Raw genomic sequence first — 17,025 nt, forward strand, 5'->3', positions numbered from 1 at the left:
TTTCACCTTTTTTAATGAGTCATTATTGAAATTTATTTATTTAATTTGCCAGAGATAAAAACTAATTTTTGAAAAAAAAGGTATTGGATGTAGATGTACATAATAGTAGTGAAATCTATATAAAGAAACTGTTCAATGAGCATTATAGGTCACTTGTTCAATATTCAAATCGTTTTCTTAGTATTGAAGAAGGGGAAGATTTGGTTCAGGATGTTTTTATAAATCTTTGGGAAAAACAAACTACATTCCCAGACGAACTCCATTTGAAATTGTATCTGTATAAAGCTGTTCGTAACAAATGTTATAATGTTATCAAACATAATTTGGTAAAAAATAAATATGCAACTACGGCTATTCAATCTTTGGAAGATGATGACTTGTTTTTGAAGCATGTACTTGAAGAAGATATAGTGAGTCAGCTTTATAAAGCGATTGAAGGTTTGCCTGATAGAAAAAAAGAAATTATAAAACTAAGTCTTAAAGGTCTTAAAAACACTGAAATTGCTGTAGAATTAGGAATACAACTTCAAACAGTTAAAACGTTAAAAAGCCAATCTTATAAAATATTAAGAGAGCAGTTTCAAGATCTAGAGGCTATAATTTATTTTTTATTGGTTTAATTTTTTTTTTTTTTTTTTCGCTTCATTTTTTAATATCAAAATGAATTTACTTTTTAATTACCTAATTGTGAAGGGATTATGGTTTCTTTATACTGCTTGGTAGTTCCGCCATAATTATATATGAATTTTCGTTTTAAAATATTTATAAAAAAAATATAATTTTTTGATAGTACCTTTTTAACTGTCAGTTGTTCTATAATAAATGAACAATAGAATGATAGATATTTTTCAAATTTCCCGATTACTTATCAAAAGAAAACTAAAAGTCTTAACCCATTCTGAGGAATTGGAATTGAAAGCTTTTAGAAGAAAGAAGCCTTTTATAAAAGAGGTTAAAATCAAAAAAATAGTAGATCGAATGGATAAGTATTCTGCTATGGATACTGAAAAAGCATGGGAAGCAGTAGAAGCTAAATATCATGAAAAAAACAATAAACCAGTTTTTGCAATAAGTAAAAAACCTTGGTTACGTTATGTCGCTGCCGCTGTATTGGTTGGTTTGTTTATTACAACTTTACGTTTCAAAGATACACTATTCCATACATCCGAGGCTAAGCCTGAAGTTGTTGTAAAAAACATTCAAAAAAGTAATTATGGAACGGATAAGGCAACTTTAACATTAGCAGATGGTTCTGAATTTGAATTAAAAAAAGGGAGTTCATTACAAACTCAAAATGCAAATAGTAATGGTGAAGAAATCATTTATGCGGCTAATAAGCAAAAATCATCTAAACTAGTTTATAATCATATTACCATTCCAAGAGGGGGACAATTTGTTATAAAACTCTCCGATGGCACTAAAGTTTGGTTGAATTCTGAATCTCAATTAAAATTTCCTGTAGCATTTATTGAAGGAGCACCTAGAGAGGTGGAATTGGTTTATGGAGAAGCTTATTTTGAAGTATCACCTAGTACTTCTCATAAGGGCTCACATTTTCAGGTTTATAATCGAAAGCAGAAAATTGATGTGGTAGGAACTGAGTTCAATATCAAGGCGTATCGTGATGAGTCCAATATTTATACCACGCTAGTAAATGGAAAAGTGAATGTTGAAACACAAAGCAAGAAAGTAAGTTTAATCCCTAATCAACAACTCAATCTAGATCTTAAAAATAACACTTCAATCATTAAGACCGTGGATACTTATAATGAAATATCCTGGAAAGATGGGGTCTTTAGTTTTAAAGGGAAACCACTAAAAGAAATTATGAAGGTAATTTCAAGATGGTATGATGTTGATGTAATTTTTGCAACTAAAAAACTCGAAACAGTTCATTTTAAAGGAAGTCTTGATAAAAAGCAATCGCTAGAAGAAATACTTTCAATCATGAAATCAACTACAATTGATGGCTATGAAATTAAAGAGAAGACAATAATAATTAAATAGCAGTAATCCTTAGAAAACACAGTTTTTTTTAATAAAAATTTCAATCGATATAGTAGCTAAAATCAATGTTTATCGTACTTGTCTTTAAAATTGTCCTATTATTTCTGTGAAAACAAATTGAATTGAAATAGCATAAAAAATGAATACATCACTTATAAATACATACCAACAAATTAATACCAAAAAATATCATTGCCTATGAAATGAAATGAAATGAAATAAAAAAAGAAGGATAGAGTTTAACCGACCAAAGTATCAACTCTACCCCCTTATTAGATCACTATTTAATTAAAAAGTTTAACTAAACAATAATGACAAATTTATGAAAATTAATTATACGGATGCCCATTTTTGCTATAGAAAGTGGCTATTAATGAATATTATGCGAACATTCATATTCTTATTTTGTACCACCCTTTTTGCCCTAAACCCAGAAAATGTTTTGTCACAACATTCAAAAATTGAGATAAAAGAAAACAAAAAAGTGACGATAGATGAAGTTTTTGATTTAATTATGGATCAAACAGATTATAAATTCTTTTATGAAGAAGGTATTTTTGAAGGACTTCCTAAGGTACAATTAAAAAAAGGCAGTATTAAAACAAACGACCTTTTAAAACAAAGTCTCGTAAATGCCAATATTGATATTAGTATTGGACATAATAATACGGTTATTATTAAAGAAAAACCCAAAAGTACCACTCTTGTTTTACAAAAAATAAAGATAACAGGAAAAGTGACCGATGTTGCTGGAATCCCAATTCCAGGAGCTAATGTAACGGAAAAGGGAACTAAAAATAGCACGCATACCGATTTTGATGGGAAATTTTCGATAGAAGTAGCAAATAATGAGGCTAAAGTAGTCATTAGCTATATTGGAATGATTACTCAAGAATTACCAGTTAGTACAACATTTATGAATGTGCGCTTACAGGTAACTACTACAGAGCTTAATAATATTGTGGTAACAGCCTTAGGTATAAAAAGAGAGAAAAAAGCTTTAGGTTATGCTTCACAAGAATTAAAAGGAACCGACTTATCTGCTGGAGCTGCAAGTGGTAACTTTCTTAACGATCTTTCCGGAAAAGCAGCTGGGGTGTACATTAGAAAAAACACCAATTTTGGAGGTTCTACCAATATCGTTTCAAGAGGGATTAAGAATCTTACTGGAAACAACCAAATGCTTATTGTAATTGATGGTATGCCAATTAACAATTCAACGGTAAATTCAAGTACTGCAGGTCAAGGTTCTAGAAATACCTATGATTATGGTAACGCCGCCATGGATATTAATCCTGATGATATTGAGTCTATCAACGTATTAAAAGGTGCTGCCGCTGCTGCTTTATATGGCTGGCAAGCTGGTAACGGTGTGATTATGATTAGTACTAAAAAAGGAAAAGCAGGTAAAGGTATTGGAGTTACCGTATCGAGTGAATTTAGTGTTAATTCTGTTGATAAAAACACTTTCCCGGTGTATCAAAATAAATATGGTCAAGGATATGGACCTAGTTATGATGCGGCTGGGAATCCGAAGGGTATTCCAGTAGGTCCAACGGGAGCCTTTTTTACAATTGATAAAAACGGAAATCAAGTAGTTACCACAACTGATGATGCTTCTTATGGGGTAGCATTTGATCCAAATCTTTCGGTTTTTACTTGGGAATCGTATGTTCCATATTCTTCGAAATACGGCCAAAAATCAGCTTGGCAAGCCGCTAAAAATGGACCGATTAGTTTTTTCCAAACGGCCACTACGTTCAATAATTCCATTTCTTTGGAAGATGCTAATGACAAATCGAATTTTGTTTTGAATTATAATAATTATAAAGAAACAGGTATTTTACCCAATAGTGAATTGAAGAAAAACAACGCGAGTATAAAGCTGAACCATAAATTTACTGATAAATTCTCAACAAGTGTCTTTGCAAACTTCATGACGCAAAATACAATTGGTAGAAATAGTTCTGGTTATACTGGAGATAATATAGCAGGTTGGTTTCGCCAATGGTGGGCCACTAATATTGACCTTCAGTCATTAAAAGACGTTTATAGAAATTCTGGAGGTAAAAATATATCTTCTTTTATGGCAGACCCAGCAAATGGAAACACAGCGCCTAAAACGATGGACAATCCTTATTTTAACAGATACAATAATTATCAATCGGATAGAAGAAACCGTTTTATTGGTTACGGACAGCTGGATTATAAAATAACCGATTGGTTGTCTGCTTCAGGAAAAGCAAGTATTGATAGTTATTCTGAATTACGTGAAGAACGAAAAGCAACAGGATCTATTAATGGCTCATTCGGGATCAGTAGAGCAGCTGTTCCTTCTGGATATCAAAAATATGTTGGGACATTCTCTGAACAAAACTATCAGTTTATTTTAACGTTCAAGAAAAAATTTGGCGAAGACCTTTCACTTAATGCTTTGGCAGGGGCTAATACATTAAGAACCAAGAGTAATTCAACACTTGCTTCAACAGATGGAGGACTTATTATTCCAGGTATTTATGCCTTGTCTAATTCCATAAGTCCTTCTCCGTTTCCGTTAGAAACAGAAAATAATTCGGCCGTAAATAGTGCTTATACCTCGGTTTCTTTAGGATATAAAGATTTCTTGTACTTAGAAGGAACAGTTCGTAATGATGCCTTTTCTACGTTGCCAAAAGGGAATAATGCTTTAAATACATTCTCTACTTCTGCGAGTTATGTTTTTACAAAACACCTTAACTTAGATTGGTTGTCTTTTGGAAAAATAAGAGGAAGTTATGCTGAAAACCCTCAAGGAAGTATTGATTTATACTCGTTGACGGATGTTTATGATAAAAACAATCCTTTTGGTTCCAATCAAATCTATTCTAAACCCAATAGAAGCAGCAATCCTGATTTACGACCAGTAAAAACAGTCTCAGAAGAGCTTGGATTAGAAATGCAGTTTTTGAACAAACGAGTTGGGTTTGATGTTAGTATTTATAAAAGTTTGAGTAAAGATCAGATATTTCCAGTAGATTATTCTACAGCAACAGGTATCTCATCAAGATATGTTAACGCAGGTTCGGTTGAAAATAAAGGAGTCGAAGTACAATTGAATATCACTCCAATACAAACAAAAGATTTTAGCTGGGATGTTTTTGTCAACTGGTCTAAAAATAAAAACACCTTAGTATCATTGGCGCCAGGAATTGAAACTCTTTCTATAGGTGGATTTCAAGGAATAGGTATCGTGGCAAAAGTTGGTAATCCTTACGGTGATATTGTGGGTAAAGACTATGTTTATGCTGCAGATGGTCAAAAAATCACCAAGAATGGACTTTATGTAATGACCACTACTACCAATAATGTCATCGGAAACATTACTCCTGATTGGATCGGGGGACTTCGTAATAAATTTACGTACAAACAAGTATCATTTGGTTTCTTAATAGATGTGCAACATGGTGGAGATATTTATTCTTTAGATCAAGCATACGGACAGCATACAGGCTTATACGAATCTACTGCAGGGTATAATGAATTAGGAAATCCAGTGAGAAATACACTAGCGAATGGTGGAGGTTTAATTTTGCCTGGTGTAAATGAAGATGGTACACCAAATACCACTAGAACACCACGTCCAGAAGTCGCTGGTAGTATTTATGGCTATAAAGCCAATCCTGAAAAAGCCTATATATATGATGCCAGTTATATTAAACTAAGAGAGGTAAACCTTACTTATGCATTTCCATCAAAGTTTGTAGCCAAAATGGAGTTGACAGATTTAAGAATATCTCTAATAGGGTCGAATTTGTGGATAATTGATAAAAATCTTCCGGATGCAGATCCAGAAAGTGGGGTTAGTGCTGGTAACTTATCATCAGGTTATTCAGGAGGTTCACTTCCTTCGACAAGAAACATTGGTTTTAATCTAACTTTAAAATTTTAATCATGAAAAAAATATTTTTATTAATAACTATTTTAAGTGTCACTTTTTCATGTAGTTCGGATATTACGGACATGAATACTGATCCCAAAAAATCCACTACTACACAACCTGAATATTTATTTACCGGTGCTCAAAAAGCTTTAGTGGATCAAATAGTTACGACTGCTCAAGTTTTTAGATTGTTTTCACAACAGTGGGCATCAACCACTATTCCATCTACCAGTCAATATGTTATTCCAGATATTCCAGATGCGCGTTTTACGGTGTTTTACAGAGATGTACTTAGAGATCTTTTAGAAGCCAAAACTTTGATTCAAAATACTCCAACTTCAACGGCTGCTTCTGATATTGCCATTAAACAAAATAAGCTTGCTCTTATTGACCTATTAGAAGTTTATTGTTATAGCATGTTGGTAGATACCTTTGGTAATGTTCCTTATTCTCAAGCTTTGGATATCAAAAAGTACCCTCTGCCAGCGTATGATGATGCCAAAACAATTTATATGGATCTCATCTCAAGGTTAACAGAAGATGCAAAGATTTTAAAAGCAAATTCGGCTAATCCTAATTTTGGTAGTGCAGATATTATCTATGGAGGAAACGCTGCGAGTACCGCAAAATGGGCCAAGTTTGCGAACTCATTACTCATCAAATTAGCAGTAAATATTTCAGATGTAGATCCTGCTTTTGCCGCTACTACTATTCAGACAGCTCTTGCAGCTGGTCCATTAGCGAGTAATGCTGATAATACAAAGTTGACTTATTTGACAACAACAGGAAACCAAAATCCATTATTTGCGACCTTAGTAACGAGCAATAGAAATGATTTTATTCCAGCCGAAACTTTTGTTGCTGCCATGGATGCTATCGTTCCTGGAGGTGACCCAAGGATGACAAAATACTTTGTTAATGCAACTGCTCCAGCGCCAGTTTTGCCAGCAGGAAGAACTTTTATTGGAGGTACTTATGGGGAAGCCAATGTTTTTTCAACGTATTCTCATATAACTGCAACATTAAACAACCCAGTGTTTCCGGGTACTTTATTTGATTATTCAGAACTACAGTTTTTGCTAGCCGAAGCGGCAGAGAAAAACTTAATTCCAGGAGGTACTGCTAAAGCTAAAACGTATTATGAAGCAGGTATTACGGCTTCAATGTTAGATTGGGGTGTTACAAACGCGGCAATCACCACTTATTTGTCTAGTCCTAAAGTAGCCTACAACAACTCTCAAAGTGGTGCAACGTATAAAGAAAAAATTGGTATCCAAGCTTGGTTTGCGCTTTACAACAGAGGATTTGAAGCATGGACATCCTACAGACGTTTAGATTATCCTATTTTAAAATCTCCAGCAGCAGCCGTAAATAGAGGAATTCTTACTGTTCCAGTGCGCTACCTTTATCCTGGTGCTGAACAAACTAAAAATGAAACTAATTACAAAAAAGCAGCAAGTGCCATTGGAGGCGATTTGATGAACACTAAACTATTTTGGGATAAATTTTAATTCAGTTAGTTTTTAGATGTTGAATAACCTTGATTAGTAAACATTCAAAACCTACTTAATTATAGAGCTTTCTAAAAAAGTTTATGTTTTGTTTGAAATAACCCCATTTGCTTAAGTAATTGGGGTTATTCTTTTTTCAAGCTAGTTATTACAGTTTAGTTCAACGATTTATTGTTAGTTTCCCAAATCAAGAACATAAATAATATGTTGTAAAACGATTCAATTTTAATAGTACTAATTTCATTTTTACAGTATGAAAAACATATTTTTAACTGCTTTGTTTTTTCTTTTAGGAATGCAAAGCTATCATGCGCAACAGTTGAAATCTCCTAATGGAAATTTCATCATGGAGTTTGCTTTACAAAAGGATGGAACTCCAACTTATCATTTAATTTATAAAGGAAAAATAGTAGTCAAGCCCAGTACATTAGGGCTCGAACTCAAAGAAGATAAAAATAGTAAGAAATCATTATTGGATGATTTTACTACGCTAGACGTCAAAACGTCTACGTTTGACGAAACTTGGAAACCGGTTTGGGGAGAACAGTCTTCAATTCGCAATCACTACAATGAGTTAGCAGTAACTTTGCTTCAAAAAGAAACCGACAGGCAATTGATCATTAAGTTTCGATTGTTTGATGATGGACTGGCATTTCGCTATGAATTTCCATCTCAAAAAAATCTAATTTATTTTGTGATAAAAGAAGAGCGAACACAATTTGCCATGACAGGTGATCATACCGTTTTTTGGATGCCAGGAGATTATGACACGCAGGAATATGATTATACAACTTCCAAATTGTCCGAAATTAGGTCTCTTTTTCTAAAAGCAAAAAACAGAAATTTAGCTCAGCCTCCTTTTTCTCTTACAGGGGTTCAAACGTCTCTTATGTTAAAAACAAAGGAAGGTTTGTATCTCAACCTACATGAAGCAGCATTGATTAATTATTCATGTATGCATCTGAATTTGGATGATAAAAATATGATATTCGAATCTTGGTTAACGCCAGATGCAAAGGGAGATAAAGGATACATGCAAGCTCCTGCAAACTCGCCTTGGCGTACCATTATTGTGAGTGATGATGCCAGAGAAATTTTGGCTTCGAAGATGACTTTGAATTTGAATGAACCCTGCAAAATAGAAGATACTTCATGGATCAAACCTATCAAATATGTTGGTGTTTGGTGGGAAATGATTACGGGTAAAAGCACTTGGAGGTATACTGATGAAGTGCCAGCGGTGCAATTAGGCGTTACGGATTATACAAAAGTTAAACCAAACGGAAGGCATGGCGCTACAACAGAAAATGTAAAAAAATATATCGATTTTGCGGCAACCCACGGATTTGATGCTGTGCTTGTTGAAGGATGGAATGAAGGCTGGGAAGATTGGCTGGGTCGTTCCAAGGATTATGTTTTTGATTTTGTAACGCCCTATCCCGATTTTGATGTAAAAGCTATTCGAGACTATGCAAAATCGAAAAATGTAAAAATGATGATGCATCACGAAACCTCAGGCTCTGTTCGTAACTATGAGCGTCATATGGACAAAGCCTATCAGTTCATGAAAGAAAACGGGTATGATGCGGTAAAAAGTGGTTATGTCGGTTCTATTCTTCCTAGAGGAGAAAATCATTACAGCCAATGGATTGTAAATCATTATCAATATGCCATAGAAAAAGCCGCCGAATATAAAATCATGCTTAACGCACATGAGGCGGTTAGACCCACAGGTATTTGTAGAACTTATCCTAATTTAATCGGAAACGAATCGGCTAGGGGTGGGGAATGTGAGGCTTTCGGAGGGTCAAATCCTAATCATGTGACCATTCTTCCGTTTACGCGTTTACTTGGTGGCCCGATGGATTATACGCCTGGTATTTTCGAAATGGACATCAGCAAAATGAATCCCCGTAATAAATCACATGCAAACTGTACGATTGCCAATCAACTGGCATTGTATGTAACACTTTATAGTCCGTTGCAAATGGCTGCCGATGTACCCGAAAATTACAATAGATTTTCAGATGCTTTTCAGTTTATTAAAGATGTTGCAGTGGATTGGAGTGAAAGCCATTATCTGGAAGCCGAACCTGGCCAATACGTGACCGTTGCCCGAAAAGCAAAAGGAACAAATAACTGGTTTGTTGGGAATGTAAACGGCTATGAGCCTAGAATTTCAACCCTAAATTTTTCTTTTTTAGAAAAAGGAAAAAAATATACCGCAACCATTTATGCCGATGGAAAAGAAGCGCATTATAAAACAAATCCGCAAGCTTACACGGTTCGAAAAATAACAGTGACAAATACATCTAAACTTTCTCAGTTAAGCACAGCAGGAGGAGGGTATGCAATAAGTATAATAGAAATTGAAAAATAACTTTTTGAATGCTTTAGAGTTTTGAAAATGTAACTAATTTTTAAGATAGATTAATAAAGTAATGATAAAAAAATGAATAAGTTTACAATAAATCAAATCATGAATAGAGGTATGAAAATAAAATTTATAGCAGTAGTATTGTTTGTGAATGGCATTGTTTTTTCACAAATAAAAGGAGATGAATGGAATTTGAAGGCGACATCGAGAGAAAATTATTTTGGAGTAGCTATGGCTAATGGAAAGATTGGAATTGTGACTGATGCCACTCCTTTGAAAACAAAAGATATCATCCTAAATGGCGTCTATGAACCCAATCCTAAAAATGGAATTAGTAAAATAGTAAGAGGTATTGAATTTCTAAATGTGCATCTGTCTATCAATAATGAAGTAATTGATGGTTCAAACATTGATCACTGGAGTCAACAGGTGGCTATGAAAGAAGGAACCAGCACCGCTTCGTTTCAATTTAAAGATTTAGCAGAAATAAAGCACACGATTTTGGCGAATCGAGTATTGCCTTACTCAGGAATGGTAGTGGTAGAAATTCTGCCTTTGCAAGATATTGAAATTGGAGCATTCAATTATATGAACGTTCCCGATGAATTAAAAATCACCAAAAGTGAGTTTAGAATAATGAAGAAAAAGGATTATCAAATCCCTCTTTTCAAAACTACAGCCCAAACCAACACAGGGAAATGGAATATCTCGGCTTCAACTACCTTCCTTTTCGATGGTGCAGCTGAGGCGATTTCGCAAAAGGGCGCTGAGGTTGGTTTTACCAAAAAATTAAGCAAAGGGAAAAAATACCGCTTTGTAATTGCAGGTGGTATTTGTAATTCTAAGGATATTTCAGATCCCGCAAATGAAGCCGAACGCCAAGCCATCTTTGCCTATTTAGAAGGTATCGATAATTTGCTCAGTAAACACAAAAAAGCTTGGGCTAGACTTTGGGAAACAGGCGATATTCAAATTGAAGGAGATTTAGAGGCACAACAAAGGGTTCGATTTGCTTTGTATAATCTGTATTCTTTTATCAGAGAAGGAAGCAGACAAAGTATTTCGCCCATGGGATTATCGTCTCAAGGATATAACGGGCATATTTTTTGGGATACTGAGCTTTGGATGTATCCAACCCTTTTAGCCTTACAACCCGAAATGGCAAAATCGTGTTTAGACTATCGTTCTGATCGATTGCAAAAAGCAAAATTAAAAGCGTTTATTTATGGGTATCAGGGCGCTATGTATCCTTGGGAGTCAGATGATACTGGGGAGGAAGCAACGCCAACTAGTGCCACAATGGGTATTTTTGAACAACACATAACGGCTGATGTAGCTATCGCTTTTTGGAATTATTTTGCCTTAACCCAAGATCAGAATTGGTTAAGAAAAGAGTGGAATGTATTAAAAGAAACTGCCGATTTTTGGGTGAGTCGAGTAGCTAAAAATCAAGATGGAAGTTATTCTATTTTGAACGTGGTGGGAGCAGATGAATATGCTCTAAATGTTGACGACAATGCGTTCACCAATGCCGCGGCCATCGAAGCGCTCAAAAATACTATAAAAGCGGCTAGTATTCTGAATGAACCCATAAATCCAACTTGGGTTGATGTTGCCAATAAACTTATCATTCATAATGAAAACGGAATTACTCAAAATTACAAAGGATACAAAGGACAACTGACTAAACAGGCTGATGTGAACTTGTTAGCCTATCCATTACATGTTGTAAATGATAAAAATCAAATCAAAGCCGATTTGGATTATTATGCTACAAGAATTGACGAAAAAGATGGGCCTGCAATGACTTATGGTGTATTTTCGGTGCTGTATTCTCGTTTAGGCGATAGAGAGAAGGCGTACGAGTATTTTGTGAAATCGTATTTACCTAATAGTCGCCCACCCTTTGGCGTGTTTTCAGAGTCGCCTAATAGTAATAATCCTTATTTTGCAACAGGAGCAGGGGCGATGTTACAGGCTGTAATTTATGGATTTGGAGGCGTTGAACAAACAGATTCGGGTTTGAAATTCAACAAAGGTTTACTACCAAAACAATGGAAATCTTTAAAAATAATTGGTATTGGTACTGATAATAAAACGATTCTAATAAAATAAAGTTGATGCTTACCCTTCATCGTCTAAAATTCAAACTTAACTACCCAACTTTGCTTAAGCTGAAGCTTGTCTTGCTTTCAATTGGCTTTAGCTGGATTTAAGGGGATGGATTGTATTGGCTTTAGTCAAATAAAAGCCGCTAATTTTGGCTAAAGCCTTTACAACTATTTTATTCATATAAGAACACTTTTGGGAGCCTGCCTCGTTGTAAATAATGAAATTATATAACTGTTTTACCTTGCAATAAAATGTTGTTTATTGATGGTGCAGAGCAAGTGAGTGAGGGTAGGGGATAGAGAAGTAGAAGCAATTTACCTTCGGTTGAAAAGCAATAACGCATTTAATCAGCTTAGGTAAAGGGAAGTGAAAATTTGATAATACAACGAGTAACGCTATTTTCATTTCAGTTTCTGAGATTTTCTGTAAACCAAAGGAGACATTCCTTTTATCTCCTTAAATTTTCTATTGAAATTTGAAATATTATTAAAACCACATAATTCTGATACTTCCAAAACCGAAAGCTCTTGTGACTTAGACAAGAGTTTGGCGCCTCTTTCTATTCGAATTTCTATCAGAAACTGAAAAAAAGTCTTATTGGTTCTAATTTTAAAATATTTACAAAAGGCATTCTTAGTCATATTGGACAGTGCTGCAATTTCATCGAGTGTAATATTCTTTTGAAAATTTGTCATCACATATTCAAAAACGGTCTGCATCCTTTTGCCTTCGTTATCTGTAATTTTTTTATCGTAAATATAACTTGAAAGTAAGGTCTTTTTTTCCTTAGATAGCTTTTTAATGATTTCAAGAAAAAGAATAAAGCGATTAAATTCATTAGCCGATTTTATTTTCTTAAATGATTTAATAACCTTTTTGGAGGGATTATTCACTACAAACCCATTTTTACTGCTTTCCCAAAAAGGTTGAATTTCTTTCAAAGCGGCCAATGAAAAAAAATCTTTACCAAACGAATTTGGCGTAAAGAAAAGCGTAAACATAACAGATATTTCAACCGTATTTCGTTCACTTCTAAATACATGAGGTAAATTACTTCCTATTACTATAATATCTCCTTTTTGGTAAGGAGTAATCGTATCGCCTACAAAAATGGTTCCTTCACCATTTTCGATATAACTAATTTGTATTTCTTCATGTTGATGCAGTTTATCATAAAATACAAACTCAATATCTTCCTGATAGATTAAGGAATCTTCTTTGGTTTTTGGAATTTTAAATGGAAATACTTTCATGATTTGCACAATTATATGCTATAAATATAAAAAAATATACAAATATTACATGATTATTTTAGTAATTAAGACTAAACAGGATAATATAGTATCTTTTTGTGATAATATCACGAATTACATATCAATGGGTTATAAATACTTTTGAAAAAATTAAATTAGTAATTATGAGTATTCAATGGAAAGGCGTTATGCCAGCAGTAACTACAAAGTTTACTGCCGATGACAAATTAGACTTCAATATGTTTGAAGTAAACATAAATGCGCAGTTAGAAGCTGGGGTTTCAGGAATAATATTAGGAGGAACACTTGGTGAAGCAAGCACATTGTTACATGAGGAAAAAAAAGAATTAATTCAGCAAACCGTCAAAATGGTTAACGGTCAAGTTCCGGTAATTATGAATATAGCCGAACAGACTACAAGAGCCGCAATTCTGGCAGCTAACGAAGCTGAGCAAAATGGAGCAAAAGGACTAATGATTTTACCTCCTATGCGTTACAATGCCACAAGCCATGAAACCGTTACTTATTTTTCTGAAGTAGCCAAAAACACTTCACTTCCTATTATGATCTATAACAATCCAATCGATTATAAAATTGAAGTAACCTTAGATATGTTTGAAGAAATTTTGAAATTCGATAACATACAAGCAGTAAAAGAATCAACAAGAGATATTTCTAATGTAACCCGTATCATCAATCGTTTCAACGACCGATTAAAAATATTATCAGGTGTTGATACGCTAGCCTTAGAAAGCCTTTTTATGGGATCTGACGGATGGGTATCAGGCTTAGTAGATGCTTTCCCTGCTGAAACTGTAGCAATCTATAAACTAGCAAAAGCAGGAAGAACTCAAGAAGCATTAGCTATTTACAGATGGTTCCTTCCGCTTTTAGAATTAGATATTAATTCATTGTTAGTACAAAATATAAAATTGGCAGAAACAGCAACCAATTTAGGAACCGAATATGTAAGAGCTCCAAGGCTTCCGCTTCAAGGAGCAGAAAGAGAAAGAGTTCTGGCTATTATTACAGAAGGACTTCGCACTAGACCAACGCTACCCGATTATAAATCGATAGTACTTTAAACCCTCAATAATCAATTTGCTTTGGCGGATTCAAGCAATAATCCATCAACCAAAACAGTCATTTAAAATTCGTAAGCTCTAATTCTAAAATATAAAAAATGATTACAGGAAAAAATTATGTGGGAAGCCAACTTTTGGCCAGTGGGACTACAACCTACAGAACTATTAATCCGCAATTGAATATCGAAAATCCCTGGACATTTACCGAAGCCTCAGCAGAAGAAATTGAACAAGCAGTCCATTTAGCTCACAACGCGTTCAAAACATATAAAGACTTTCCTGCTGAACGAAAAGCGGCTTTTTTAAATGGTATTGCTGATGAAATTTTAGCTTTAGGCGATTCTTTATTGGAAATTTACTGTACTGAATCTGGTTTCTTAAGAGGCCGTGCAGAATCAGAAAGAGGTCGTACTGTTCTTCAATTACGCGCATTTGCCAACATGCTTTTAGAAGGAAGTTGGGTCGAAGCCACAATAGATACCGCCATCCCTGACCGATCACCGCTCCCAAAAGAAGATTTGAGAAAAATGCTGGTTCCTTTAGGGCCTGTAGTCGTTTTTGGTTCCAGTAACTTTCCTTTTGCTTTTTCTACAGCGGGAGGAGATACTGCATCAGCTTTGGCTGCTGGATGCCCTGTGATTGTAAAAAGCCATTCGATGCACATTGGAACTGGTGAAATGGTAGCCTCAGCTATAATAAATGCTGCCAAAAAACAGAACATGCCCGAAGGTGTTTTTTCCAATTTAATTGGTGGCGGTGTAACTCTTGGAGCTACTTTGGTAAAACATCCGCTTGTGAAAGCGGTTGGATTTACAGGAAGTATTACGGGTGGACGTGCTTTATTTGATCTTGCCTCGCAGCGTCCAGAGCCTATTCCGGTTTTTGCCGAAATGGGAAGTATTAATCCGGTGGTTATCCTGCCTGAAGCGATCGAAAAAAATGGTAAAAAATGGGCAACAGCTTATGCAAGTTCAATCACGTTAGGAACGGGACAATTTTGTACTAATCCTGGATTGCTATTAGCCATAAAAGGAAAACATCTAGACGCTTTTTTAAATGATTTAACTCAAGAAATCGAAAAAATAGTCCCTTCTTGTATGCTACATCCATCGATTAAATCTGACTTTAACATAGGAAAAGAAAAAATAAGAGCTCAAAGCGGTGTGACAACGATTGCTGAGTATAAGGGAGAAACTGCTCCTAACTTTGCACCACAAACCATACTAAGCGTTGAAGGTAAAACTTTTTTAAAAAATAAAGCACTTAGTCACGAAGTATTCGGTCCTTTTTCTATTGTCGTTCAGTGTGAAAACAGTGAAGAAATTACCACAATTATTGATAAATTAGACGGACAACTTACCGGTACTATACTTGCCGAGACGGATGAAATTTCAAAATATAATGTAGTGGTTAATGCTTTACAAAACAGAGTAGGAAGACTTATCTTTAATGGAGTTCCAACAGGCGTTGAGGTTTGCGCTTCGATGCTGCATGGTGGTCCTTATCCTTCTTCATCCGATGCTAGATTTACCGCTGTTGGCATCCATGCAGTAAAACGTTGGGTAAGACCATTTAGCTATCAAAACTGGCCTGATGAGTTATTACCAGAAGCACTTCAAAATAAAAACCCTTTGAACATTAATCGAACCGTTAATGATATACTAACTAACAAACCTATATAATTTATGCCAAGAAAAACTTTTTTTTGTGTCGATGCACACACTTGTGGTAATCCTGTGAGGGTGGTGGCCGGTGGAGGACCCAATTTGGTTGGTAACAATATGAGCGAAAAACGCCAACATTTTCTGAAAGAATATGACTGGATTCGTAAAGGCTTAATGTTCGAACCCAGAGGGCACGATATGATGAGTGGTAGTATTCTTTATCCGCCAAGTGATCCTGAAAATGATTTTGGTATTTTATTCATCGAAACCTCAGGCTGCTTGCCTATGTGCGGTCATGGAACTATTGGAACCATAACCATAGCTATTGAGGAAGGACTCATACAACCAAAAGTGCTTGGGAAAATACGAATGGAAGCTCCCGCAGGTCTGGTTCAAATTGCATATCAACAAACAGGAAAAAAAGTAGATTGGGTTCGTTTAACTAATGTCAAATCATATCTTGCAGCAGAAGGACTTACTGTTGAATGTCCCGAATTGGGAGAAATAACTTTTGATGTGGCTTATGGCGGAAATTATTATGCGATTGTTGACCCACAAACTAACTTTTCGGGAATACAAAACTTTACAGCTTCCAAAATTATTCAGTACAGTCAAGAAGTTCGCAAACGTATTAATGCAAAATATCCTGATATGTTCATTCACCCCGAAAACAGCACCATTAGAGATGTGAGTCACATGCTTTGGACAGGAGATCCGCTTGACCCTGCATCATCTGGACGAAATGCTGTTTTTTATGGAGACAAAGCGATTGACCGCTCGCCTTGCGGAACAGGAACCTCTGCCCGACTAGCGCAACTACATGCAAAAGGGAAACTAAAAAAAGGTGAAGATTTTATTCACGAAAGTTTTATTGGAAGCAAATTTATAGGGAAAGTTGAAGAAGAAACCACTATCGGAAACATCAAAGCCATTGTGCCAAGCATTCAGGGTTGGGCAAAAGTATATGGCTACAACACTATCATTATTGATGAAGATGACGATCCTTACGCCTTTGGTTTTCAGGTAATATAACAAAAACAGAAGCTCAAAATAAATCACTTGTTTTTACGGAATTTACTCTTGCCAGTGATTTTAAA

10 protein-coding genes are annotated in these 17,025 nt (G+C 35.0%); 9 read left to right on the forward strand and 1 reads right to left on the reverse strand.

Annotated features, from left to right (window positions below):
* The first annotated feature begins 68 nt into the window (after positions 1–68).
* The 6 genes from AO58_RS17175 (at position 69) to AO58_RS0110275 (ending at position 11,929) form a co-directional block, all read left to right on the forward strand.
* Positions 69–620 (forward strand): sigma-70 family RNA polymerase sigma factor, encoded by a 552-nt coding sequence (locus AO58_RS17175; protein WP_051536678.1) that lies wholly within the window; start codon positions 69–71, stop codon positions 618–620.
* Positions 621–834: 214 nt separating this feature from the next.
* A complete protein-coding gene (locus AO58_RS17180; protein WP_074917697.1) occupies positions 835–2,007 on the forward strand; it encodes a FecR family protein in 1,173 nt (390 codons plus the stop codon).
* A 382-nt stretch (positions 2,008–2,389) separates the two neighbouring features.
* Positions 2,390–5,935 carry a SusC/RagA family TonB-linked outer membrane protein gene (locus tag AO58_RS0110260; RefSeq protein ID WP_162150402.1) on the forward strand — a complete coding sequence of 1,182 codons (3,546 nt, stop codon included), beginning with the start codon at positions 2,390–2,392 and terminating at the stop codon, positions 5,933–5,935.
* A 2-nt stretch (positions 5,936–5,937) separates the two neighbouring features.
* On the forward strand, positions 5,938–7,437 hold the full coding sequence (locus AO58_RS0110265) for a SusD/RagB family nutrient-binding outer membrane lipoprotein (protein WP_024981624.1): 1,500 nt from the start codon (positions 5,938–5,940) through the stop codon (positions 7,435–7,437).
* 253 nt (positions 7,438–7,690) lie between these two features.
* Positions 7,691–9,817: a glycoside hydrolase family 97 protein gene (locus tag AO58_RS0110270; RefSeq protein WP_024981625.1), complete on the forward strand. Its 2,127-nt coding sequence runs from the start codon at positions 7,691–7,693 to the stop codon at positions 9,815–9,817.
* A 72-nt stretch (positions 9,818–9,889) separates the two neighbouring features.
* Entirely contained in the window at positions 9,890–11,929 is a 2,040-nt protein-coding gene (locus AO58_RS0110275) for a kojibiose hydrolase (protein ID WP_244530704.1), read from the forward strand.
* Positions 11,930–12,327: 398 nt separating this feature from the next.
* On the opposite strand, the gene AO58_RS0110280 is transcribed toward AO58_RS0110275, so the two are convergent.
* Entirely contained in the window at positions 12,328–13,179 is an 852-nt protein-coding gene (locus AO58_RS0110280; RefSeq protein WP_024981627.1) for an AraC family transcriptional regulator, read from the reverse strand.
* 164 nt (positions 13,180–13,343) lie between these two features.
* On the opposite strand from AO58_RS0110280, the gene AO58_RS0110285 reads away from it, so the two are divergent.
* The 3 genes from AO58_RS0110285 to AO58_RS0110295 all read left to right on the forward strand — a co-directional run bounded on the left by AO58_RS0110285 (position 13,344) and on the right by AO58_RS0110295 (position 16,960).
* Positions 13,344–14,264 (forward strand): dihydrodipicolinate synthase family protein, encoded by a 921-nt coding sequence (locus AO58_RS0110285; protein WP_024981628.1) that lies wholly within the window; start codon positions 13,344–13,346, stop codon positions 14,262–14,264.
* A 98-nt stretch (positions 14,265–14,362) separates the two neighbouring features.
* The gene (locus AO58_RS0110290) at positions 14,363–15,946 is read left to right on the forward strand and encodes an aldehyde dehydrogenase (NADP(+)) (protein ID WP_024981629.1); all 1,584 of its coding nucleotides are present in this window, start codon (positions 14,363–14,365) and stop codon (positions 15,944–15,946) included.
* Between the two features lie 3 nt (positions 15,947–15,949).
* Positions 15,950–16,960: a 4-hydroxyproline epimerase gene (locus AO58_RS0110295; protein WP_024981630.1), complete on the forward strand. Its 1,011-nt coding sequence runs from the start codon at positions 15,950–15,952 to the stop codon at positions 16,958–16,960.
* Positions 16,961–17,025 lie beyond the last annotated feature (65 nt).

This window comes from Flavobacterium succinicans LMG 10402 (assembly GCF_000611675.1).
Classification (GTDB): Bacteria; Bacteroidota; Bacteroidia; order Flavobacteriales; family Flavobacteriaceae; genus Flavobacterium; species Flavobacterium succinicans.